Origin of the sequence: Streptomyces sp. NPDC021224, assembly GCF_044332905.1 — a bacterium.
Taxonomy (GTDB): domain Bacteria; phylum Actinomycetota; class Actinomycetes; order Streptomycetales; family Streptomycetaceae; genus Actinacidiphila.
On sequence record NZ_JBIRPW010000020.1, the window covers coordinates 1 to 22901 of the forward strand.

At 74.2% G+C, this 22901-nt stretch carries 14 protein-coding genes and 1 pseudogene; 4 read left to right on the top strand and 11 right to left on the bottom strand.

The annotated features are described in order from the left end of the window. Positions 1 to 268: 268 nt before the first annotated feature. The 5 genes from ACH4PY_RS32505 to ACH4PY_RS32525 form a co-directional block, all read right to left on the bottom strand. Positions 269 to 1747: a glycoside hydrolase family 6 protein gene (locus ACH4PY_RS32505; protein WP_398191319.1), complete on the bottom strand. Its 1479-nt coding sequence runs from the start codon at positions 1745 to 1747 to the stop codon at positions 269 to 271. A gap of 232 nt (positions 1748 to 1979) precedes the next feature. Further along, positions 1980 to 2828 (bottom strand): universal stress protein, encoded by an 849-nt coding sequence (locus ACH4PY_RS32510; protein ID WP_398191322.1) that lies wholly within the window; start codon positions 2826 to 2828, stop codon positions 1980 to 1982. A 158-nt stretch (positions 2829 to 2986) separates the two neighbouring features. Next, positions 2987 to 4102, bottom strand: a complete 1116-nt coding sequence (locus tag ACH4PY_RS32515) for a hypothetical protein (RefSeq protein WP_398191325.1) — start codon at positions 4100 to 4102, stop codon at positions 2987 to 2989. Between the two features lie 170 nt (positions 4103 to 4272). Beyond that, positions 4273 to 5301 (bottom strand): helix-turn-helix domain-containing protein, encoded by a 1029-nt coding sequence (locus ACH4PY_RS32520; RefSeq protein ID WP_398191327.1) that lies wholly within the window; start codon positions 5299 to 5301, stop codon positions 4273 to 4275. Positions 5302 to 5362: 61 nt separating this feature from the next. Beyond that, positions 5363 to 6055 (bottom strand): TetR/AcrR family transcriptional regulator, encoded by a 693-nt coding sequence (locus tag ACH4PY_RS32525; RefSeq protein ID WP_398191330.1) that lies wholly within the window; start codon positions 6053 to 6055, stop codon positions 5363 to 5365. A gap of 54 nt (positions 6056 to 6109) precedes the next feature. On the opposite strand from ACH4PY_RS32525, the gene ACH4PY_RS32530 reads away from it, so the two are divergent. Beyond that, positions 6110 to 7216 (top strand): FAD-dependent oxidoreductase, encoded by a 1107-nt coding sequence (locus ACH4PY_RS32530; RefSeq protein WP_398191333.1) that lies wholly within the window; start codon positions 6110 to 6112, stop codon positions 7214 to 7216. A gap of 10 nt (positions 7217 to 7226) precedes the next feature. Here the strand turns inward: ACH4PY_RS32530 and ACH4PY_RS32535 are convergent, their stop codons facing one another. Then, positions 7227 to 7796, bottom strand: coding sequence for a TetR/AcrR family transcriptional regulator (locus ACH4PY_RS32535; RefSeq protein ID WP_398191336.1), 570 nt, complete (start codon positions 7794 to 7796; stop codon positions 7227 to 7229). Positions 7797 to 7988: 192 nt separating this feature from the next. On the opposite strand from ACH4PY_RS32535, the gene ACH4PY_RS32540 reads away from it, so the two are divergent. Next, a complete protein-coding gene (locus tag ACH4PY_RS32540) occupies positions 7989 to 8438 on the top strand; it encodes a nuclear transport factor 2 family protein (RefSeq protein ID WP_398191338.1) in 450 nt (149 codons plus the stop codon). Between the two features lie 20 nt (positions 8439 to 8458). Here ACH4PY_RS32540 and ACH4PY_RS32545 read toward each other — a convergent pair whose 3' ends face one another. From ACH4PY_RS32545 to ACH4PY_RS32560, 4 genes and pseudogenes are all read right to left on the bottom strand, one after another. Then, positions 8459 to 9853, bottom strand: coding sequence for a GH1 family beta-glucosidase (locus ACH4PY_RS32545; RefSeq protein WP_398191341.1), 1395 nt, complete (start codon positions 9851 to 9853; stop codon positions 8459 to 8461). A 115-nt stretch (positions 9854 to 9968) separates the two neighbouring features. Next, complete coding sequence (locus ACH4PY_RS32550; protein WP_398191344.1) at positions 9969 to 11186, bottom strand: hypothetical protein; 1218 nt, start codon at positions 11184 to 11186, stop codon at positions 9969 to 9971. Between the two features lie 255 nt (positions 11187 to 11441). Then, positions 11442 to 15422 carry a GH92 family glycosyl hydrolase gene (locus ACH4PY_RS32555; RefSeq protein WP_398191347.1) on the bottom strand — a complete coding sequence of 1327 codons (3981 nt, stop codon included), beginning with the start codon at positions 15420 to 15422 and terminating at the stop codon, positions 11442 to 11444. A 959-nt stretch (positions 15423 to 16381) separates the two neighbouring features. Beyond that, positions 16382 to 18724: pseudogene (locus ACH4PY_RS32560) on the bottom strand (GH92 family glycosyl hydrolase); the annotation flags it as partial. 609 nt (positions 18725 to 19333) lie between these two features. Here ACH4PY_RS32560 and ACH4PY_RS32565 point away from each other — a divergent pair. After that, positions 19334 to 20416 (top strand): DUF5954 family protein, encoded by a 1083-nt coding sequence (locus ACH4PY_RS32565; RefSeq protein ID WP_398191350.1) that lies wholly within the window; start codon positions 19334 to 19336, stop codon positions 20414 to 20416. A gap of 24 nt (positions 20417 to 20440) precedes the next feature. Further along, positions 20441 to 21430, top strand: coding sequence for a hypothetical protein (locus tag ACH4PY_RS32570; RefSeq protein WP_398191353.1), 990 nt, complete (start codon positions 20441 to 20443; stop codon positions 21428 to 21430). A gap of 21 nt (positions 21431 to 21451) precedes the next feature. On the opposite strand, the gene ACH4PY_RS32575 is transcribed toward ACH4PY_RS32570, so the two are convergent. Continuing rightward, positions 21452 to 22897, bottom strand: a complete 1446-nt coding sequence (locus tag ACH4PY_RS32575) for an aspartate aminotransferase family protein (RefSeq protein WP_398191356.1) — start codon at positions 22895 to 22897, stop codon at positions 21452 to 21454. Positions 22898 to 22901 lie beyond the last annotated feature (4 nt).

Consider the following 22901-nt stretch of genomic DNA (forward strand, 5'->3'; position numbering starts at 1 on the left):
GCGACAGGGCGGCCGAGGTCCACTAAGCGGCCTAGTATGTGACCCACGCCTCGTAGAGGGCATCACAAAGGGCCCGCACAGTATTCACCGCGAGCAAGAAAAGGCGCGCGCTGCGTGAGGGAAATATGTGACCGCGGTCACCCGGAAACCGGCATTGCGCGGCGGCCGGTCCGGACGTCCCCGAGCGGCCCCCGGACGCACCGCGGCGGCCGGCCCGGGGGTCCGGACCGGCCGCCGCGGCAGTGGAGCGGGGCGGTTCAGGGCATGCTCAGGCCACGGTGCAGGCGGCACCGTTCAGGGTGAAGGCGGTCGGCGAGCTGGTCCCGGAGCCCGTGCCCTGGAAGCCGAAGCTCGTGGAGCCACCGGCCGGAACGGTCCCGTTGTAGCCCAGGTCCTTGGCGGTCACGGCCGCGCCGGACTGGGTGGCGGCCGCGTTCCAGGCGCTGGTGATCTTCTGGTCGGCGGGGAAGGTCCAGGCGAGCGACCAGCCGTTCAGAGCCGTGCTGCCGGTGTTGCGCACGGTGACATCCGCGGTGAAGCCGCCGTTCCAGGCACTGGAGACCTTGTAGGTGACGGAGCAGCCCGCCCCGGCAGGCGGAGTGGTCGGCGGGGTGGTGGGAGGCGTCGTCGGCGGCGTGGTGGGCGGCGTGGTCGGAGGGGTCGTGGGCGGCGTGGTCGGAGGGGTCGTGGGCGGCGTGCTCGGGTCCGAGGCACCCGCGGAGGCGAGCTGGTAGGCCACGTCCGGCAGGAAGGTGCCCGCGGTGCCCGCGCAGCCGTCCGCCTCACCCGGCGGCTTCACCCAGAGGAAGGCGTCGATCGCCGGGTCCCCGGTGTTGGTCGTGGGGTAGGTGCCGATCGCCCGGCCGGACGGGTCGCACCAGGCCCCTCCCCCGGCCGGACCGTTGCCGTTGCGGCTGGTGTCGACGACGGCGTGCAGGTTGCCCGGGTTGCCCAGCGCGGACAGCACGTTCTTGGCGAAGTTGACCTCGTTCGCCGTGGTGTTGAAGTTGGAGACGTTGGTGAACAGCCCGTCGGCGTTGGTCAGGATGCCGGCGCTGCGCAGCCGGGAGGCCTGCTCCGAGGCGCTGTTCCAGGCCGAGTGGCCGCCGTCCAGGTAGACCTTGGCGCTCGGGTCCGCGGCGTGGATGGTGGCGCCCGCCTGGGAGAGCGCGGCGAACCGGTCGGCCTGCTGCTGCCCGGACAGGCACGTGGTCAGGGCGATGGAGTCGGGCTCCAGGATGACGATCGACTGCCCGCTGCCCAGCCCGGCGGCGAACTTGCTCACCCAGCTCGCGTACGACGCCAGGTCCGGCGCGCCGCCGGCGGAGGCGCCGCCGCAGTCGCGGTTGGGGATCTCGTACACGGCCAGCACCGGCACCTGCCCGGCGGCGGCCGCGGCCGAGGTGACCTTCTGGACGTCGGCGGTGACGGTGGCGGGGCTGTAGTTGGAGAACCAGACCGCCTGCGGCTGGGAGGCGATCCGGCGGGCGATGACCGGCTCGCGGGAATCGCCGGGGTTGGCGGCGACCCACTTGTTGACCTGGGAGTTCGGGTCCTTGTAGAGCTGGGTGCCCGCGGGGATGCTGCCCTGCGCCGCGGCGCCCGCGGAGATCTGGGTGCCCAGGGCGATACCGGCGGCGGCGAGGCCGGTGGCCAGGCCGAGCGCCAGGGCCTTGCGCAGCCGCGGCCCGCGTGCGGCGGCCGCGTCCGGCCCGTCGGGGCGCGGCGTGCGGATGGGGGGTGTCACAGTCGTCCTCCGTGCTCTCGTGGGGGGAGAGGGCGGGCCCTCGGGTGAGGGCCGGGTGCGGCGGGGGCCTTCCATGGGAGCGCTCCCGCGCACCGCGCCCGAGCCTAGCCAGCGCGGCCGAACTGCGAAATCCCTGTGCGGCATGCACTTTCCACCAAATGGGAGCGCTCCCACTCACGGCCCGGCGTCCGCCGCGAGAATTCTCCCCGCCGTAGCGGGCCCGGGGCCCCGGTCAGCCGCCCTGCGGCACCACGGCGACCGGGCAGTCCGCGTGGTGCAGCAGCGCGTGGTTGACCGGGCCCAGGTGCAGTCCGACCGCGCCGTCGCGGCGCCGCGCGCCCACCACGAGCAGGTCGCTCGACGCCGAGGCCGCCAGCAGCGGTGTGCGGGCCTTCGCCTCCGCGGTGCTCGCGCGCACGGTGACCTCCGGGTGGTCGCGGCGCGCGGCGCGCAGCGCCCCGTCGAGCACGCGCTCGGCGGACTCCCGGCCCCCGCCCGCCTCGTCCGCGCCGTCCGGGCTGCGCCAGGCGTGCACGGCGTCCACGCCCGCCCCGCGCGCCCGGGCCGTACGGAAGGCGAACCGCGCCGCGTCCGGCGCGTCGTCCGGCCCGCCCACACCGAGGGTGACCCGGCCGAAGCGCCCGGCGACGTTCGCGTCCCCGCCCCGCACCACGACGACCGGGCAGGGCGCCTGGCCCGCCACCGTGAGGCCGACCGAGCCCAGCAGCATGTCGGTGAGCTCGCCGCGGCCCCGGTTGCCCACGACCAGCGCGTACGCCTCGGGCGCCGCGCGCAGCAGGGCCCCGAAGGGGTCGTCGGCGACGTCCTGGGCGGTGAGCGGGACGCCGGGGCCCAGCCGGGCCGCCCGCTCACGGGCGGTGTCCACGACGGCGTCGTCCGCCGCCTGCTGCCCCGGCCGTACGGCCGCGAGCTTCGGGGCGGGGCGCACGTACCGGTCCCACAGCGAGGCGTGCAGGATGCGCAGCGGCAGCCCCAGGCGCGCGGCCTCGTCGACGGCCCAGTCCAGGGCCCGCAGGCTCGCGTCGGACCCGTCCACGCCGACCGTCAGTGGCTTCGTCATGACCGCACACCCGCTTCCCGGCCGCACACCGTCTCGTACCGCCCCCTTCCACCGTGCCCCCTCCGGCGCCGGGCGGCCACGCGGTCGGGCACCCGCCCCGGCCCGCGGGCACCGTGCGGCGGTGTCCGCGGGCCGGGGCGGGGTGCGGGTCGGTACGCCTAGGCGTAGTAGCGCAGCAGCGCGCCCTGGCCGCGGTGGTCGCTGTACTGCGCGGGCATGGTGCTCACGTTTCCGGCCGACTGGTGGGCGAGCGCGTAGTCCACGGTGACCTGGTTGTAGATGGCGTAGGTCTTGGTGAACAGGAAGTCGATCCGCACCCCGGCGTGCGTCCAGTGGTTGGCGTCCAGGCAGTTGTACGCGGCCGCGCCGGACAGGCCGCAGGCGCGGTACATCGCGTCCTTCCAGCCCAGGTTCGACACCGTGCTGCCGCAGCTGTCGACCAGGTCGGCGTTGGTGCCGGTGTACCAGCACTGCCAGTCGACCTGGCTCGGGGAGGTGAGGGCGCCGTCGAAGTGGTTCCAGTCCCCGGCCATGATCTGCATGGAGGACGAGCCGAGGCCGCCGACCACGGAGCTGACGGTCTTCATGTTCTCCCAGGCGCAGTCGGCGTCCGGGTTGGCGGAGTCGTCCGCGGCGACGGGCAGGTGGACGGACGCGACGTTGATGAACTTGCTGGTGTCCAGGTCGTCCTTGAAGCGCTGCACCAGCGCGTACCAGGAGCTGGCGGTGCAGCCCGCGCTCGCGTTCGCCCGCTCCTTGAGCTGGACGTTCTGCTTCGTGCCGCCGACGTACGACAGCCGGCCGGTCCGGTAGACGATGGCCGCTCCGCCGCGCTCGGTCGTCTCGTAGCAGTAGTAGTCCAGCCCCGTCCTGGCCTCCAGGGCGTACTCGAACTCGTGGCAGCTCGGGTTGCCCAGCACCGTGGTGCCGGCCTCCTGGAGGGTGACGATGTCCGGCACGTACGCGACCCTGGCGGGGTCGGTGATGTAGTCGACGAACTCACGGTAGTCGGTGCAGGGGCTGGTGGGACAGCTGCTCGGGTCGGTCTCCATGCCGTGCGTGTTGAGGTTCCAGACCTGCAACCGGTCGGACGGCGCCTGCGCCTGGCCGGTCGCGGCGCGGGCGGTCCCGGCGGGCACCGCCATGACGCCGAGCGCGACCAGGAGCGCCGCGACCGCGAAGGCCACGAGTGACCTGGCGGAGCGGTACGCGGGCGTCGCGGGGAGGGCCGCCGCCGCGGGAGTTCTGGCTGCCTTGAACATGCCTGTCTCCATGGGTGGGAGGGTGATGACCGTTCAGCCGCGTGGGCGCCCGCGCGTGTCGGCCGCGCGCCGCGCCGGACGGCGGGGCGACTGTAGGCCGCCGGCATCCCCCGCGGCATTGGCACCGGACGCCGTGCGATTGGCGGGGAGCGCCCTCTGCCGCCGGGCGGGTCGCGGCGCGGTCAGGGCGCCCGGGGGGTGTCCGGCGGGCCGGGGAGGACCGGCGGGGTCTCCCGCGGGTCGGGGAAGACCGGGCGGATGTCCCCCGCGGTGACCGCCCGGCGGTACGCGCCGGGCGGCGTCCCGTACGCCGCCCGGAAGGCGCGGCTGAAGTCCGCCGCGCTGCCGTACCCCCAGCGCGCGCCGACCGCCGCCACCGGCAGGTGGGCGTAGGCGGGGTCGGCGAGGTCGCTGCGGCAGTGCTCCAGCCGCCGCCGGCGGACCCACTCGCGCACCGTCACCCCCTGCTCCTGGAAGAGCCGGTGCAGGTGGCGGACCGACACATGGTGTGCGGCGGCGATGTCGCCCGGGGTCAGCGGGCCGCCGCGCAGGTTGCGCTCGACGAAGGCCTGCACCTCGGCCAGCAGCACCCGGCGGCGGGCCTCGGCGGGCACATCGCCCTGCGCGTCCGCGTAGTGCGCGAGCGCCGCCGCGGTCAGGTCCACCGTGGCGGTGGCGAGCCGGGCGGCGTCGTTCGGGCCGAATGCGGGGGAACGGTCGGACAGGCCCCGCAGGAAGTCCGTGAGGAGTCCGGAGACCGCCGTCCCCGGCAGCCGGAAGCCGATGAGGCGGTCCAGCCGCCTCGGTGGCAGCGGCATCACCTCCCTGGGGACGGACAGCGCGGTGATCTGCGCCCCGGTGGCGGGCACCCGCGCGTCGAAGGGCCGCCCGCCGTTCAGCAGCAGCAGTTCGCCGGGTTCGGGCACGGTGTCGTGGCTGCCGCACAGCAGCCGCTGCAGACCCCGTCCGACCCAGATGAGCAGGTAGGCGTCGTAGCCGTCCCCGCGCGCCATCCGGCTCGTGCGGCGGCTGCGCAGGGCGGAGTACTCCAGGTCGCACAGCTGGACGTCGCCGAGGTCGTGGCGCCGCAGGACCGCCCGGAAGCCGTCCGGGTCGTCGCATTCGACCGAGGACGGGATGAACTGGTGCGAGACGAGGTCGCGCCACCACTCCAACCGCTCATCGGGAGCCCGATGTTCGGAGCTGTGCACCGATGCGAACATACAGACGTGTCCCTCCCCGCCCGATGATGCACCACCGCCGCCGCGGGCGTCACTGCGGCGGCGGGCCGAGCCGTGCGGCCACGGCGTCGAGGACCCACTCCAGGCCGGTGTCGAAGGACGTCCCCGCGTCGGCGTCCGTGCCCTCGTGCACGGCTCTGGACAGCGCCGGGAAACGTCCCGTGGCCAGCATCCTCGTCAGGTGCGGGCCGGAGGCGCGCTGCCACTCGCGCTCGGACAGGCCCGTGGCGCGCTCGGCCCGCAGCCGGGCGATCTCGCGCCGGATCGCGCCGGTGACGTAGGCGGTGACGGTCTCCACCGCGCGCATCGCGGTGTCGACGTCGGTGTGCCCGAGGAGGGCTGCCAGCGTCGCCTCGCCCACGGCGAGGCCGTTCGGGCCCAGGGTGGGGCGCCCGCCGAGCAGATCGGCCAGCCACTCGTGGCGCAGCGCGGTCTGCCGGGTGCCGTGGGCGAGGGCGCGCAGCGCCGCCCGCCAGTCGCCGGGGTCCGCGGCGGGGAGGATCTCGGCCCGGACCTCGTCCAGCATGAGGTCGAACAGCTCCTCCTTGGTGGCGAGGTAGCCGTACAGCCGCATCGGGCCGGCGTTCAGCCGGGCGGCGACCTTGCGCAGCGACACCGCCTCCAGCCCGCCCTCGTCGGCGAGCGCGACGGCGGCGGCGACGATCCGCGCGCGGTCGAGGGGTACGGGGCGGGTCGGCGGCTCCGGGCGGTCCCACACAGTCATGGTCACCACCGTACTGTTGCCAGACGTCGTATCGGATCAATACAGTGTATCGACATGAGACACCGCATCGCAGTGGTCGGCGGCGGCCCCGCCGGCCTCGCCTTCGCCCGCGTCATGCACCGCCACGGCCACCGGGTCACCGTGCTGGAACGCGACTACTCCCCCGCCGCCCGCCCGCCGGGCGGCACCCTGGACCTGCACACCGGGCTCGGCCAGCTCGCCCTCGACAAGGCCGGGCTGCTCGCGGACTTCCTGGCGCTGTCCCGCCCCGAGGGGCAGGCGATGCGCATCCTCGCCACGGACGGCACCGTGCTGCGCGACTGGCGGCCCCGCCCGGACGACCTGGCCAACCCCGAGATCGACCGCGGACAGCTGCGCGACCTGCTGCTCGGCCCCCTCGGCGTCCGCTGGGGGCACGGCGTGACCCGGGTGGGGCCGGCAACGGCGGACGGGGTGCCGGTGACGTGCGCGAACGGGTGGCGCGAGACGTTCGACCTGGTGATCGGCGCGGACGGCGGCCGCTCCCGGGTCCGTCCCGCGGTCTCCCCGGTGACGCCGCACTACACCGGGATCACCGCCGTCGAGACCTCGCTGGACGACATCGACTCCCGCCACCCGGACCTCGCCCGGCTGGTCGGCGACGGCGCCCTGGGCGTGTACGGCGCGAACCGCTCCGTCGTCGCCCAGCGCGGCAGCGGCGGCCACGTCACGGTGCACGCGCGCTTCCGCGGGCCGCTGGCGGACGGCCCGGCGGAGCCGGAGGCCGCGCGGTCGGAGCTGCTGGCCCTGTTCGACGGCTGGGCCCCGGCCGTGCTCGACCTCCTGCGGTACGGCACCGGCTTCGTCCGCCGCCCCCTCCACGTCCTGCCCGTGGGCCACACCTGGCCGCACGTCCCCGGGGTGACCCTGCTGGGCGACGCCGCCCATCTGATGCCCCCGCTCGGCGCGGGCGCGAACCTCGCGCTGCTGGACGGCGCCGAACTCGCCGAGGCCCTCGCCGCGGACCCGGCGGACCCGGACGCCGCCGTGCGCGCCTTCGAGGAGCGGATGTGGACGCGGGCCGCCCGGTGGGCGGCGGTCACTGCGGACGGCCTGGAGCGCCTGGTGAGCCCGGACCCGGCCGCGGCCCTCGCCGTCTTCGACGCGGTCCAGCCGTCCTGACCGCCGGGCGTCAGGGGGTGTCCGGCCGGGCCGCGAGGCCGTCGCACACGACGGCCACCAGGAGGTCCTGGTCCACCGGGGCGGCCGGGTCGCGGGGGCGGCCGCGCAGCGCGTGCAGCACCCCGGACAGCAGGGCCATCAGGTCGGCCGTGCCGAGGTCGGGGCGTACGGCGCCGGCGCGCTGGGCCCGTACCAGGAGGCGGCCGACCTCGTCGCGCAGCTCACCGGCGGTGGCGGTGACGGCGGTCCGCACCTGCGCCCCGGCGCCGCCCAGGGCGTCCACGAGATCCTGCTTGGGGGCGGCCTCGCGCACCATGTGGGCGACGAAGCCGAAGAAGGCGGCGCCCGGGTCGGTGTCGCCCGCCGCCTCCCGCGCGCGGGCGACGAGTTGGCGCAGCCGCTCGTGGACGACGGCCTCGAAGAGCGCCTCCTTCGTCGGGAAGTGCCGGTAGAGGGTGCCCGGACCGACCCCGGCGCGGCGGGCGACGCTGTCCAGCGACACCCCGATCCCCTCCTCGGCGAAGGCGTCCTGCGCCGCTCGCAGCAGCAGGTCGCGGTTGCGTTTCGCGTCGGCCCGCACGATCCGTCCACCTCACTGTCCGGGAAACCCCGTCCGACAAGCCCCGTCCGGGAAACCTGTCCGGGAAACCCTGTAAACGGGGCGCACTCTCCGGTACCGTCCAACCGGGGCGCACTCTCCGCTTCCGCCGGCCCACCTTAGCGCGGCCCCAGCACGCCCGGAACCGGAAGCCCGTACCGGAAGGACACCAGCATGCCGAGCACCGCCCGCCAGACCGCCGAGGGCTTCCTCGCCGCCACCACCGGAGCCGACCCCGGGGCTCTGGCCGACTTCTACGCCCCGCACACCGTCATCGAGATGCCGTTCGCCCCGCCCGCCCTCCACCCCGCCCGCACCGAGACCGACCGCGAGTCCCTGCGCGCCCGCTTCCGGGCCGGTGCCGCCGTGCGCCGGTACGAGCGCGTCAGCGGGGTGCGGATCCACGAGACGGCCGACCCCGAGGTCGTGATCGTCGAGTACGACCTGCACGGGCGGCTCGTCGGCGGCGGCGAGCCGTTCACGCTGTCGTTCCTGATGGTGATGACCGTCCGGGACGGCGCGATCGTGCACACCCGCGACTACGCCGACCCGATCGCCGGGGCGACGGCCCTCGGACGGCTCCCGGCGCTGCTGGAGGCCCTCGCCGCCCCCGCGCACGGGTAGCGCGGGGAGCGGGCGGGCCGTCAGCTCCCGTGCGCTGCCCGCTCCGCGGCGATGAAGTCGCGGTACCAGCGGTAGCTGTCCTTGGGCGTGCGCCGCAGCGTGTCGTAGTCGACGCGGACGATGCCGAAGCGGCGGTCGTAGCCGAAGGCCCACTCGAAGTTGTCCAGCAGCGACCACACGTAGTAGGCGCGCACGTCCACGCCCTCGGCGACGGCCTGGGCCAGCGCGTCGAGGTGGTCGCGGAGGTAGGCGACACGGTCGGCGTCGTGCACCGTGCCGTCCGCGCCGGGGACGTCGGCCTCGGCGGAGCCGTTCTCGGTGACGACGATCGGCGGCAGGCCGGGGTAGCGGCGGTCGAGGTCGACGAGCAGGTCGCGGAAGGAGGAGGGGACCACGGGCCAGCCCATGGTGGTCCGGCGGGCGGCGGGGTCGCCCCAGGTCTCCTCGGCGCGGATGTCGACGGCGGTGCGCAGCGCCGGGTCGGCCTCCTTCCAGGGGGCGTCGGCCACGGTGATGGGCCGGTAGTAGTTGACGCCGCAGAAGTCCAGCGGGCGGGAGGCGAGTGCGAGGTCGCCGTCGCGGCGGAAGGCGAAGTCGCTGATGTCCCCCCAGATGTCCCGCTCGCCCTCGGGGTAGCGGCCGAGGAAGATCGGGTCGAACCAGCAGCGGTTGTGCAGGATCTCGGCCCGCTCGACGGCCTCGGCGTCGGCCTGCGAGCCGGTGGCGGGCAGCAGCCGGTCGGGGTTGAGCGCGATGCCGACCTCACGGGCCCCGGCGGCGCGCAGCGCGTCGACGGCCAGGCCGTGCCCGACGAGCAGGTGGTGCACGACGGCGAGGGCGCCGTCGCCCTCCCGGGTACCGGGGGCGTGGCGGCCGATCGCATGGCCCACGAAGGCGGTGCAGAAGGGCTCGTTGAGGGTCATCCAGCGGCCCGCCCGGTCCGCGAGCCGTTCGGCGACGACGGCCGCGTAGTCCGCGAACGCCTCGGCGGTGGCGCGGACCCGCCAGCCGCCGGTGTCCTCCAGCGGCTGCGGCAGGTCCCAGTGGTAGAGCGTGGGCGCGGGTTCGACGCCCGCGGCGAGCAGCTCGTCCACCAGGCGGTCGTAGAAGTCGAGCCCGGCCGGGTTCACCTTCCCGGTGCCCTCCGGCACGATCCGCGGCCAGGCGACCGAGAAGCGGTAGGTGTCGGCGCCCAGGTCGCGCAGCAGCGCGACGTCCTCCGGGTAGCGGTGGTAGTGGTCGCACGCGACGTCCCCGGTGGCGCCCTCGGCGGTGGCCCCAGGCGTACGGGAGTAGGTGTCCCAGATGGAGACGCCGCGGCCGTCCTCGCCGGTGGCGCCCTCGATCTGGTAGGCCGCGGTGGCGGCGCCGAACCGGAAACCGCGCGGGAAGCGCGGGGCGGGGGCGGACGTCATGGGGGCTCCTCGTGGTGTCGATCTTCGCGGCCGCCACCTTACGCGGCGGCCGCGACGACCGGCGGACGGCGTCCCCGTGGGCGGCCACCGCCGGGGCCTCCCACGGGCCGTCGGGTCACACCCGGCTGACCACCCCGCAGTCCCGCTCGGTGCCGAGCGGCTTGCTGCGGTCGTACGGGTCCGTGGCGGGGCCGCTCGGAGTGACCTTCGGGGCGACCTCGGGCAGCGGGTGCAGATACCCGTCCTCGATGTCGCAGGCGGAGCCGCCGAAGGACGCGTTGCCCGACACGATCTGCACCTTGCCGCGCGGAGCGCGCGGGAACCAGTCGGTGTCCACCTCGCGCCGTACGACCAGCCGGGACACCTGCCCGTGCGCGTCCCCGGCCTTCGTGAAGGCGTAGACGAAGGTGTAGTCGCTGTGCACGCGCACGCCCCCGTGGCCGGCGGACCCGAAGGTCATCCGGCCGCGGACCTTGACCACCGTGCCGACCGGCTGGACCTCCTTCGGGTCGTAGCGGGTGAACCAGCTGGTCGGGTTCTTCTTCTTGCTCGGCGCGCGCAGCGCGTCCTTCATCACGGCCGGTTCGCCGTTGACCGGGTCGACCAGCCGCAGGGCCGCGGCCGGGTAGCCGCCGCGCAGCACCGCCGGGTCGAGGTCGGCCGCGACCAGGTAGTCCCTGGTCGTCCGCAGGACCGTGGCGACCTGCTGGGCGCTCACATCGCCGACCGCGGTGGCGTGCGGCACCTCGATGCCGGCCGCGCCGTCGGCCCACGCGAGGGCGGGCGAACCGGCGAAGGGGTGGCTCACCGTGGGCATGTCGGGATCGACGGCCGGGGGCGGGGCGGTCGGCGGCGCGGTCTCGGGCGGCAGCGGCACGGTGTCCGCGGACGTGTCGGACGCGGTGTCGGAGCCGCCGGAGGAGTGCCAGTGGCCGTGGACCAGCGCTCGCGCGCCGGACGGGTTGACGGCGATCATCGCGAGCGCCGCGACCACCACCACGACCAGCCCCGCGCGGGCCAGGTCCCGCCACGGCCTGCTCTCGCCGCGCCACATCTCCCGCCAGGCGGGCCCGGTCCGCCACCCCGCCGGTTCCTGGGGGCGGCGTTCCCTGCGGCCCCACCGGCGCTTCGCCGCGGCCCGCTCACGCTCGGCCGCCGCCTCGTCCTCGCGCCGCAGCCGCTCGGTCACCATCCGGGCACGGGCCGAGGGCTCCTTCGGCGCGGTGGCCCGGATCCTGCCCGGGGTGTCGTCCGCGAATGCCTCCCACACCTCGTCGGGTACGGCGGACGGCTCGTCGTCTTCCTCGCGCGGAGGCGGGGACGCAGTTGTCATCGAACACCCTTGATCTCACCGGAAGTCGGCAGAGGTTACCGCACACGAGAACACCTGTTCGCACGGCCCCGCCCGTCGAAGGTGTGGCCCGCTCCCCCTGTGCCGAAAGGCCGGAAAGGGAGGTCCAGGACAGCGGCCACCGCCGTGTCCTCGCCGTCCTCGCGTGCCGGGCGCCCCGCAGCGCGGGGTCTGACACGCGCCGCCGGCCCGGACGCTCGGGGCGTCCGGGCCGGCGGGACCGGTGGTGGCGGGGTGTCAGCCGCGGGCCAGCAGCTCCACCTCCGCCAGGGACGTGGCGCCCGTGTCACCGTTGTTCGCGGTCACCACCAGGCGGTAGGTGGTGTACGCGCCGGGGTGGGCGATCTCGAACGGCCGCGTCTGCAGGCGGTCGGTGAAGGTCTCGCCGGTCCGGGTGTCGAGCGTCTTCCAGTGCGTGCCGTCGGCGGAGCCCTGGAGCTGCCAGCTGCGCGGGTCCTGGGCGGCGGCGGTGCTGCCGGAGGTCAGGGTGTAGAAGGAGGCCTTCTGCCCCGGCTTCGCGGGCTTCCCGGACGTCGCGGCGGCGCCCCCGAAGGTGTACTGCACGGTGGGAGCGGCGGACGGGAAGGTGACCGCGGTCTTCGAGGTGTTGTCGAAGAGCTTGGCCACGTCGGTGCCGTCGCCCGCGGCCGCGGTGCCCTTGCCGTCGCCGGTCAGGTCGGCCAGCGGCTGCGGGGTGGCGCCGGGCGCGGTCAGGGACGGCGGCAGCGCGTCCTTGCCGGTGCCCCACGACGACGGGCGGGAGCCCATCGTGAAGTCCAGCCGCGCACCCGAGGCGAGCTGGCTCTGCGTCAGGTAGACCTTGTTCCACGGCTTGCCGTTGACCTTCAGCGACTGCACGTAGATGTTCTTCCCGCTGTTGCCCGGCGCGTTGACGACGATGCTGCGGCCGTTGTCCAGGTGGACGGTGGCCTTGGTGAACAGCGGGGAGCCGATCACGTAGTTGTCGTTGCCCACCTGGAGCGGGTAGAAGCCGAGTGCGCTGAAGACCTGCCAGGTCGAGGTGGCGCCGTTGTCCTCGTCGCCGGGGTAGCCCTGGCCGATGGAGCTGCCGGTGAACAGCCGCTGCTGGATCTCCCGGACGGCGGCCTGCGTCTTGGCCGGGGCACCGGCGTAGTCGTACATGTACGGGATGCCGAAGGACGGCTGGTTGCTCATGCCCAGCTCGCCCATCCGGACGTCGCGGGCCTCGATCATCTCGTGGATGGTGCCGCCGTAGCCGCCCGCGTCGCCGTCGGCGGTCTCCTGGGTGCCGAAGAACGCGTCGAGCTTCTTCTCCAGGCCCTTCTGGCCGCCGTAGAGCGCGGCGAGGCCGTTCGGGTCCTGCGGCACGGTGAAGGCGTAGTTCCAGGCGTTGGTCTCGGTGTACTCGTTGCCCCACTGCTGCGGGTCGTACGAGGCGTCGGGGACGCGCCACGAGCCGTCGGCCTTGCGGCCCTCGAAGAAGCCGACGCCCTGGTTGAACAGGGTGGTGTAGTTCTGGGCGCGGCCCAGGAAGTACGCCGACTCCTCCCGGTAGCGCTCGCGGTCGGCCTTGGAGGTGTGCGGGTCCTCGGCGAGCCGGGCGGCCATCTGGCCGATGCCGTAGTCGTTGACGTAGCCGTCGAGCGACCACGACACGCTGCCGTCCACCGAGGTGTTGGTGTAGCCGTTGAAGACCGAGGTGTCCAGACCCTTGCGGCCGACGCCGCCCGCGGTCGGGACGACAGTGGCGTTCTTCACGGCTGCCTCGTAGGCGGCCTTGGCGTCGAAGTTGTCCACGCCCTTGGCGAGGGCGTCGGCGAAGGCGACGTCGGAGCTGGTGCCGGTCATCAGGTCGGCGTAGCCGGGCGAGGACCAGCGGGCGGTCCAGCCGCCGTCCTTGTACTGCTGCACGAAGCCGTCGGCGAGTTCACCGGCGGTCTTCGACTCCAGCAGGGAGTAGGCGGGCCACTCGCTGCGGTAGGTGTCCCAGAAACCGTTGTTGACGTAGACCTTGCCGTCGACGACCTTCGCGCCGGTCTGCGTGGGGGTGCCGGCGCCGGTGGCCGGGGAGAAGGGGCTGGCGTACCGGTACACCGGCCGGGCGGCCGTACCGGTGTTCTCCGCACCGGAGTTGGGGTACAGGTTCATCCGGTAGAGGTTCGAGTACAGCGTGGTGAGCTGCTCGTCGCTCGCGCCCTGGACCTCGACCTTGCCGAGCTTGGCGTTCCACTGCCGTTCGGCGTTCTTCTCGACGGTGTCGAAGGAAGTGCCCTTCGGGATCTCCAGGTCCAGGTTCTTGCGCGCCTGGTCGGCGCCGATGAACGAGGTGGCGATCCGCATCGTCACCGTCCGCCGGCCCGAGGTGTCGAAGGCGGCGTAGCCGGTGACGTTGTCGCGGCCCTGCCCGGTGACCTTGGCGGCCGTGCCGGGGGCGCGGTCGAACTCCGCGTGCACGTACATCCGCGTCGCGGCCTCGCCGCCGCCGGTGTTGACGTCGGACCAGCCGTCCAGGGTGCCCGCGGCGGCGTCGAAGGTGAGGCCGCCGTTGTTGTTGACGTTGTCGAACAGCAGGTTGCCGTGGTCACCGGGGAAGGTGAAGCGGAATTCCGCGGCGTGGTCGGTGGGCGCGATCTCCGCCTTGATGCCGTTGGTGAAGGTGACGCCGTAGTAGTGCGGCTGGGCCACCTCGTCCTTGTGGTCGAAGGCGAGCGCCCGCTTGGTGCGGTTCAGGTCCGGGGTGCCGGACACCGCGGACGGCATGACCTGGAAGGTGTCGCGGTCCCCCATCCACGGGCTGGGCTCGTGGCTTATGCCGAGCGCCTGGAGTTCGGGCAGGTTGGCGGCGTCGTTCTGCGCCGCGTAGCTGTACTCCCAGCTGGTCGATCCGGCGTCGGTGACCGGCGTGAAGAAGTTGAAGCCGTTCGGGACGGCCGTCAGCGGCAGGTTGTTGCCGCGGGAGAAGGAGCCCGAGGCGTTGGTGCCGCGCCGGGTGTCCACGTGGTCGGCGTAGCTCGCGTGCGGGTCACGGGCCGGGGCCGAGCCGATGGTCAGGTCGTCGATCCACCCCTTGAACTGGGTGTTCGCGCCCGCCTCCGCGCTGCCCGCCGGGTTGTCGTAGCCCAGCAGGATGCGGTCGATCGTCTTGCCCGCGGCCACCTTGCCGAGGTCCGAGGCGACGGCGTTCCACTGCGAGGCGTAGAGGATCTTGGACGTGCCCTGGCCCTGCGGGCTGAGCGGCACGCCGTTCTGGTCCTGCGCCGGGGTGCGCAGCCTGCTGAGGTAGCTGCCGTCGGTGAAGTGCAGGTCGACGGCGGCGTACGTGCTGGGGTAGGCGAGGTCCGCGCCGGTCAGCTCGGGGAAGATGTCGTACGACAGCCGGGTGTCGCGCCTGACCGGGATGTGCACGTCGTAGAGCTTGTTGTACGCGTGCACGGCCCCGGACCGGGTGTGGCTGCCCGCGTACTCCAGGGCCTTGAGGCCGCTGAAGCCCACGCTCGGCTTGACGTTCGGGCCCGAGGCGGGTCCGGCGCCGATCTCGGTGGTCATGCCGGACACCGGCGGCGGCGCCGCGGAGCCGTCGGACAGGATGAGGTCGCCGAGCTGCACGATGGAGCCGCTGGTGTTGGCGGTGACGTTCAGCCGGTAGTAGCGGTACGCGCCCGGGTCGGCGACGTCGTAGACGTTGCTCTTGAACCGCCCGGCGAACTTCGCACCGCTGCGGGTGTCGACGGTGGTCCAGTCGGTGCCGTTCGCGGAGCCCTGGAGGGTGAAGTCCTTCGGGTCGCGCTCCGGGGAGTCGTTCGCGGAGGTGAGCGCGTACTTCTTCACCGTCACGTCCGCCGACAGCCGGTACTGCACCCAGCCGGTGGCGGCGAAGGTGAGCCACTTGGTGTTCGGGTCCTCGTCGGCGACGTTCCCCGCGACCTCGTTCGGCGGGTTGTCCGAACTGGCCGTCACCGCGGTGATGTCGTCCTTGACGCTGCCGGGCAGCACGGGCAGCGTGCCCGCGGTCACCCCGGCGACCTCCGGGTCGCCCTTGGCGTCGGTCTCCGCGGTGTCGGTCCAGGTCGGCTGGGGGTCACCGGGTTCGAAGGACGTCGTGAAGGCGGGGGCGGCGCCGCCCGCCCCTGTGACGTCCGCGTGCGCGAGCGCGGTCGCGGGCACGGTCAGTGCCATCGAGACCGCGCCGGCCAGCGCGGCTCTGGTGAGGGTGCGGCGCAGGGGGCCACGTCTCATGGGTGCTGCCTTTCTCCTTGCGGTTCCGGGGTGCTGCTCGGCGGGCCTCATGTGTCACGCCCGCTCAGCGCGTACAGCGCCAGCCGGGTGTCGTCGGGCAGGGTGAGCGAGACCGCGGTCCTGGTGCTGTCCAGCGGGAGGGTCAGGTGCCAGATGCCGACGCCGACGCCGTCGGGCGTCCCGTGCGCGTCGTAGCGGCTGGCGGCGTGGATCGCCGGGTCCTCGCCGAGCCGCGGGGATCCCGACGCCCAGTCGGTCGCGACGAGCCGGACGTCGGCGGTGGTCCCGTCGGCGTAGGTGACGGTGGCGGTGCTGTCCACGTCCCCGTGGTGGGCGGTGAGCAGCACGTCGAGCGCCGAGTAGCCGCGCGCCACCAGCGGCACGGTCTGGCCGTGGGCGGTCGCGAAGTTCGGGGCGCTGCCGGTGGTGTCGGGGAAGCGGTACGCGTGCCCGCCGAGGACACCGAGGCCGGGGGCGGGCAGGCTCTCGGCCGGGAAGCTGGTGCCCGTGCCGTCGAAGTCGGCCCCGGTGGATCCGGCCGTGCCGACGCCGTCCACGTCGTACTGCCCGGACAGGTCCTGCACGCAGGAGCCGGTCGTGCCGGTGCAGCTGGCCGTGGTCACCGAGACCGGGACGGTCCTGGTGGCGGTCGGCCCGCCCTTCTGGGTCACCGTGACGGTCACCGGATAGGTGCCGTCGGGGGTGCCCGCGGGGGCGGTGATGTGCACGGGCACCTGGTGGGTGGCGGGCAGGGTGTCCGAGGTGACCTGGAAGGTCGTCTGCCCGGGGTCCGCGGTGAGCGGGGCGGGCGCGGTGACCGTGACCGTGCCGGAGGCGCGGTGCGGCGCCGTCAGGACCGCGGAGACGGTGACGTCGGCGGCGGTGCCCCCGCCGAGGACGCCGACCGAGGCGGGCGACACCGATGCCGCGGTGCGGACCTGGGTGGCGGCGGCCGTGTCGAGCGCGGGCGGCGCGTCCGAGGGCGCGGTGCCCCATGCCGAGGGCGCGTCGCCGAGGGTCAGCGCGACGTCCTTGCCCGCCTTGATGTCGCCGGTGGTGATGTAGGTACGCGGCAGGTTCCGGCCGCCGAGCCGGGCCGACCGGATGTAGCGGTCGGTGTCCGAGCTGCCGGGGGCGGTGACGGTGAACCGACCGTGCGGGTAGTAGCGCCTGTCGAGCGTCACGTCGACCCGGCTGAACAGCGGCGTGGACAGCCCCCACAGATCGGTGCCGGGCGCCATCGGGTAGACGCCGATCGCCGAGAGCACCTGCCACGCCGACATCGTGCCGAGGTCGTCGTTGCCGGTCACGCCGTTCGGGGCGTCGGTGAAGAGGGTGAGCGCGGCGTGCACCACGTCGGTGGTCTTCCACGGCTGCCCGGTGGACAGGTAGGTGTACGGGGCGCCGAGGTCGGGCTCGTTCTGCGGGTTGTACTTGTCCTGGTTGTAGTACGCGTAGGGGCCGTTGACCCACACGTTCCGCGCGGTGCCGGCCGGGTCCGTGAGCAGCTTGTCGTAGGCGAAGAAGGAGTCCAGCCGGGCGTTGGCCTGCTCCGTGCCGCCGATCAGGCCGACGAGGCCGGGCACGTCCTGCGGGACGAGCCACATGTACTGCCACGAGGTGCCCTCGTGGAAGCCGACGCTCTGCGCCGGGTCGGCGGGGCCGGTGAAGCCGCCGTCGGTGTCGCGGGCGCGGAAGAAGCCGGTGTCCGGGTCGAGGATGTTGCGGTAGTTCTGACCGCGGGCCAGATACCGTCGCGCGTCGGCGGTGTGGCCGAGCGACTGCGCCATGCCGCCCAGCGCGGCGTCCGCCAGGGCGTATTCGAGCGTGGCCGACGGGCCGTGCTGGAAGTCGTTGTCACCGGGCTTGCCGGGGTGCTCGGGGGCGTAGGGGACGTAGCCGCCCGCCAGGTACTCCACGTCGGCCTGCCGCCCGGCCGCCTGCGAGGACGCCGGGGGGACGGTGTCGGCGTGCTTCTTCAGCGCGCGGTACGCCTCCTCCTCGTGGCCCCTCAGCAGACCCTGCCGGTAGGCGTCCACCAGGAACGGTGTGACGGGGTCGCCGGTCATGATGTTCGTCTCGGCGGTGGCGTACCCCCAGCGCGGCAGCTGGCCGCTCTGCTCGGCCACCTTCAGCAGCGACAGCGCCATGTCCCGGGACTCGCGCGGGGCGAGCAGCGACAGCAGTTGCTGCTGGGTGCGGTAGGTGTCCCACAGCGACCAGTTCTGGTAGTACACCGAGCCGTCGCCCGCGTGCACCTTGTCGTCCCAGCCGGTGTAGCGGCCGTCGGTGTCGCTGCCGATGTTGGGGGCGAGGAAGGAGCGGTAGAGCGAGGAGTAGAACGTCCGCTGCTGCTCGGCGGTGCCGCCCTGCACCCGGACGGCGCCCAGGCGGTCCTGCCACGCCCGCTTCGCCGCGGCCGCGGTGTCGTCGAAGCTGCCGCGGCCCTCGGCCGCGAGGTTCTTCGCCGCGCCCTTGGCGTCCACCCAGGACAGCGAGGTCACGGCGGTGACGCTGCGGTCCTTCGTGGTGTCGAAGCGCACGTAGGCGCCGCCGAGCCCGGTCGAGGTGGAGGTGCGCGCCCCGGCGGTGACGTCGGCGCCCTTCCACGTCCCGTAGGAGGCGAAGGGCCGGTCGAACCGGGTCTCGGTGTACAGGGTGTACGGCCGGGTGTCCTGGCAGAAGCCGCTGCCGGTGATCGACGTGACCACGGTGCGGTCGTCGAGCACGGTCACGGTGCTGCTGGTGACCTTGTGCAGCGCCTGCCCGGAGTTGAGCAGCAGGTTGGCCTGGTCGGTGGACGGGAAGGTGTAGCGCTGCCAGCCGGTGCGGTCGGTGGCGCTCAGCTCGGCGGTGATGCCCGTGCCGAGCCCGACCTTGTAGTAGCCGGGTGACGCGCTCTCGTCGGCGTGGCTGTACGGCGCGGCGTAGGCGGCGTCGTCGGTGGCGGTGATCGCCCCGGTCGTCGGCAGCACGGGCAGGTCGCCGCCGAGGCCGCAGCCCACACCCGACAGGTGCACGGCGCTGAAGCCGCGGATGTGGTCCTCGTCGTAGTCGTAGCCGGTGTTGTGCCCGGTGTCGGGCGAGAGCTGCACCATGCCGAAGGGCACGGCCGCGCCCGGGTAGGTGTTGCCGTCGTTCTGGGTGCCGATGAACGGGTTGACCAGGTGGGTGAGATCGCCGGTGGCGGAGGCACCGGCGGCGTACGCGGCCGGGACCGGCACGACCGCCGCTCCGGCCGCCAGGAGCGCGGTGACCGCGGCCGCCGCGGCTGTGCGCAGGCGCTGCGTTCTTGGAGGCATACGTCCTCTCTCCATCTCTGACAACGTTGTCAGACCATCAGGTTCGCCTGTCACGCAAGGGTCTTGAGGTGCAGGAACACATGAATGAGCTGTGAGGAATCTTGTCCTCCGAGGAACGCAGCGTCAATGATGCAGGGGGAATCAATCTTGGCGGACTCTCGCGGGGGCCGGCCGCGCGGGGCGTTTCCGGCGACGGCCCGGCTTGCGCGAACGGGGCTGTCGGCAACGGGCGCGGGGCTGCCGCGGGGCTGCCGGGACCGGGAGTCGACCGGCCGCGGGCGGCGGCCGCGGCCGCCGTGCGGACGTCCTCCGCCGTCGTGCCGTCGGCGTCGGCGTCGGCGTCGGCGTCGGCGTCGGCGGTACGGAACCCGCGGGGTCGGCCCCGGCCATTCTCCGGCCAGGCCGGGCGTGTTCCGTCCCGCGGGCCCGGACGCCGGGTTCGCCCCGTACGGCCCCCGGCTGCGGACGGCCGCAACCGCCCCCGCGCGCCGCCTTCCTGAGCGTACGACGGCTCGGGGCGGAGGGAGGCCGCCGTGTCCGGGGCACGCGATCCGGTGTTCCGGGGCGGAAGCCGGGACGGGGGCGGGGCCGGGTCGGCAGGATGGGGGTATGGCGGACGGAGAGATGGGACCGGCCAGGGTGTGGCCGGTCGTGGTGCGGTTTCCGGACGGCCCGGTGGAAGAGGTCGTGGAGGCCGACGCGGTCGACGCGGCCCGGCAGCGGACGCGGCTGCTGGTGCGCGGCCCGCTGTTCGGGGTGGCCGTCCAGGAGGAGGCGGACGGGGCGCGGTGGCGGGTCGTCAGCGCGATCACGGCGACCAGCGGGCAGGACGCCCGGGACAGCCTCAACTCGCTGCTGTGGTTCCGGGCGAAGGACGAGGCGCGTGACCGCGCCGAGCGGCGCGCGCTGCTGGCGGCGGTCGCCCGGCTGGAGACCGAGCGCGTCGACGAGCTGACGGTGCTGGGCAGCCGCTACCGGGTGGTGCGGGCCGAGGAGTACCTCGGGGCGGGGCCGGGCGGGATGGAGACGGCGCGGCCGACCGACGCCGGGCCCCTCGTGCCCGACTGGGACCTCACCGTGCGGGAGCCGGCGGTGGACGACGGGCTGGTCCTGGACACCACGGCGCCGGTCACGCCCACCCAGGCCGCCGAGCGGTTCGCCATGCGCGGCCACTCCTACAGCGGCGACCGGTATCCGCGGGACGTGCGCCGCGACTCCGCGCGGGCCGTGACCGACCATCCCGACGTCGTGCTGCTGCCGACCACCTTCCGGGTCCTGGAGCGGCACGACGGCGAGTGGACGGTCAGCGGCACGCTGCACAGCACCGCCCACGGGGCCCGGCGGTCCCTGGAGTTCGGGCTGAACTGGTACGAGCCCCGGCGGCAGGGCATCGTCGAGTTCGACGCCGACCGCGGCGTGGACGCCCGCAGCCTGCTCGCCGCCGGCGACCACCCCGACGCCGACTACCTGGCCGAGCTCGTCCACGCGGCCGACCGGCTCCGGGAGCACGCGGACGAGGTCGAGGTGGACGGCGTCGCCCGCCGGATCTGCCGGATGCGCCGCCTGGTGCGCTGGGGCCCCGACGGGCCCGAGCCGCCGCGCCGGTCCGACACCGACAGCCACCCGCCCGAGCAGATCCGCCCCCGTCTCGACGAGGACGGCGTCGTCCACCACGCCACCGAGGACGGGTAGCCTCTGCCCCCGGGGGTGGTGGACATGCGGTCCGTGCCGGTGGAGCGCGCGCCGAGATCGCTGCGGTGGGACGGGGACGACCTGGTCTCCTGGACCGACGGCGGCCGGCGCTGGGGACCTGACGGGACGGAGCGCAAGCCGGAGTTCTTCTGGGGCTTCCCCTTCGACGCCGCCACGGCCGCTCCGCCGGGCCCGTACGGCGCGGTGTACCAGGAGCGCGGCACCAAGGCCGCGCTGCTGGAGGGCTCGCGCGTGGTGCGGGAGCTGAACCGCAGCTACTACCACTCGACGGCCTTCGACTACCCGCTGGCGCTGGGGCGGCTCGGCGACGGCCGCGACGTCGTCGTCCACTGCCCCGACGAGTACAACGTGCTCCAGATCGAGGACGCGGGCAGCGGCGAGCGGCTGACCGCGGGCGGGCGCGAGCCGGAGGACGTCTTCCACTCGCGGCTGGAGCTGAGCCCGGACGGCCGCCACCTCCTGTCGGTCGGGTGGTTCTGGCAGCCCTTCGGGACGGCCCAGGTCTTCGACACCGCGCGGGCGCTCGCCGACCCCGCCACCCTCGACGGCGAGGGCGTGCTGCCCACCCTGGCCGTCATGGGCGGGGAGGTCGGCGGCGGCTGCTGGCTCGACGCCGACCGGCTGGTGCTCGCCACCGGCCCGGAGGAGTGGTACAGCCCGCAGGAGGAGCCCGGCGCGCTCGCGGCACTGCACCTCGGCGTCTGGTCGGTCTCCGAGCGCCGCTGGCTGCACCGCAGTCCCCTGCCCGACGCCGAACCGGGCGTGCTGCTGCTGCCGCGCGGCGAGCAGGTCGTCACCCTGCACGGCCACCCCCGGCTGCTCGACGCGGCGACCGGCCGGGTCGTGGCGCAGTGGCCGCAGGTCCGGGTCGGGACGAAGTCCCTGTGCTACGCGGCCCGCAAGCACCTCTCCCCGGTCGCCGCCCTCCATCCCGACGGCAGCCGGCTGGCCGTCGTCGGGGAGGAGGGCATCGCGGTGCTCACGCTGCCGTGACCGGGCCCGGCCCGCGGCGCGTCAGGAGCTGCGTGCGGTGGTGTGGGCGTCGGCCGCGGCCAGGGCGCGGTCCAGGACGGCGAGCCCCTCGGCGGCCTCGGCCGCGCTGAGGTTGCACGGCGGTGTCACGTGGATGCGGTTGTAGTTGGCGAACGGCCACAGGCCGCCGCGCCGGCACGCGGCCATGACCTCGGTGACGGGCCCCGACTCGGCGGGCGTGGCGGCGTAGGGGACGAGCATCTCGCGGGTGCCGCGGTCCCGGACGAGTTCCAGCGCCCAGAAGACGCCGAGGCCGCGCACCTCGCCCACCGAGGGGTGGCGGGCGGCGATGTCGCGCAGGCCCGGTCCGAGCACATGAGTGCCGAGCCAGGCGGCGTGCTCCACCATCCCCTCGTCGCGCATGGCGCCGATCGTCGCCACGGCCGCCGCGCAGGCGAGCGGGTGCCCGGAGTAGGTCAGCCCGCCGGGGTAGGGCCGGTCGTCGAACTCCGCGGCCACCCGGTCGGAGATCAGCACGCCGCCGAGCGGCACGTATCCGCTGTTCACGCCCTTGGCGAAGGTCAGCAGATCGGGCACGACGTCCCAGTTGCCGACCGCGAACCACTTGCCGGTCCGGCCGAAGCCGGTCATCACCTCGTCGGTGATCATCAGGATGCCGTGCTCGTCGCAGATCCGGCGGACCCCGGCCAGGTAGCCGTCGGGCGGCACCAGGACGCCGCCGGTGCCGATCACGGGCTCCAGCAGCACGGCGGCGACCGTGCCCGGCCCCTCCATCCGGACGGTCAGGTCCAGGTGCGCCAGGGCGCGTTCGCACTCCTGCTCCGGGGTGGTGGAGTGGAAGGGCGAACGGTAGGTGTAGGGGCCGAAGAAGTGCGTGACCCCGGCGCTGCCGCTGTCGGCGGCCCAGCGCCGGGGGTCGCCGGTGAGGTTGAGGGACGTCGCGGTGGCGCCGTGGTAGGAGCGGTAGGCGCTGAGGATCTTGGGGCGGCCGGTGACCGTGCGGGCCATCCGTACCGCGTGCTCGTTGGCCTCCGTACCGCCGTTGGTGAAGAACACCCGGTTGAGGTCGCCCGGCGCCAGTTCGGCGATCAGCCGGGCCGCCTCGGCTCGCGGCTCGGTCGTGAAGTGCGGTGCGATCGTGCACAGTTGCTCGGCCTGCTCACGGATGGCGGCGATCACCCGCGGGTGGGCGTGGCCGATGTTGAGGTTGACGAACTGGGAGGAGAAGTCCAGGTAGGAGTTGCCCTCGTGGTCCCAGAAGTACGAGCCGGAGCCGCCCGCGACCGGCAGCGGGTCGATATGCCGCTGGGCGGCCCAGGAGTGAAAGACGTGGGCCCGGTCGCGCTGCCGGATCGACGCGGCCCGCTCGGGGTCGGGCGTCGGCCCGGGACGCCCGGGGCGGCGGCCGGGAGCGGCGGGCGGGGTGGTCGCGGTGGGGGCCGGCGTCGCGGCTGTGGTGGATTCCATGGGT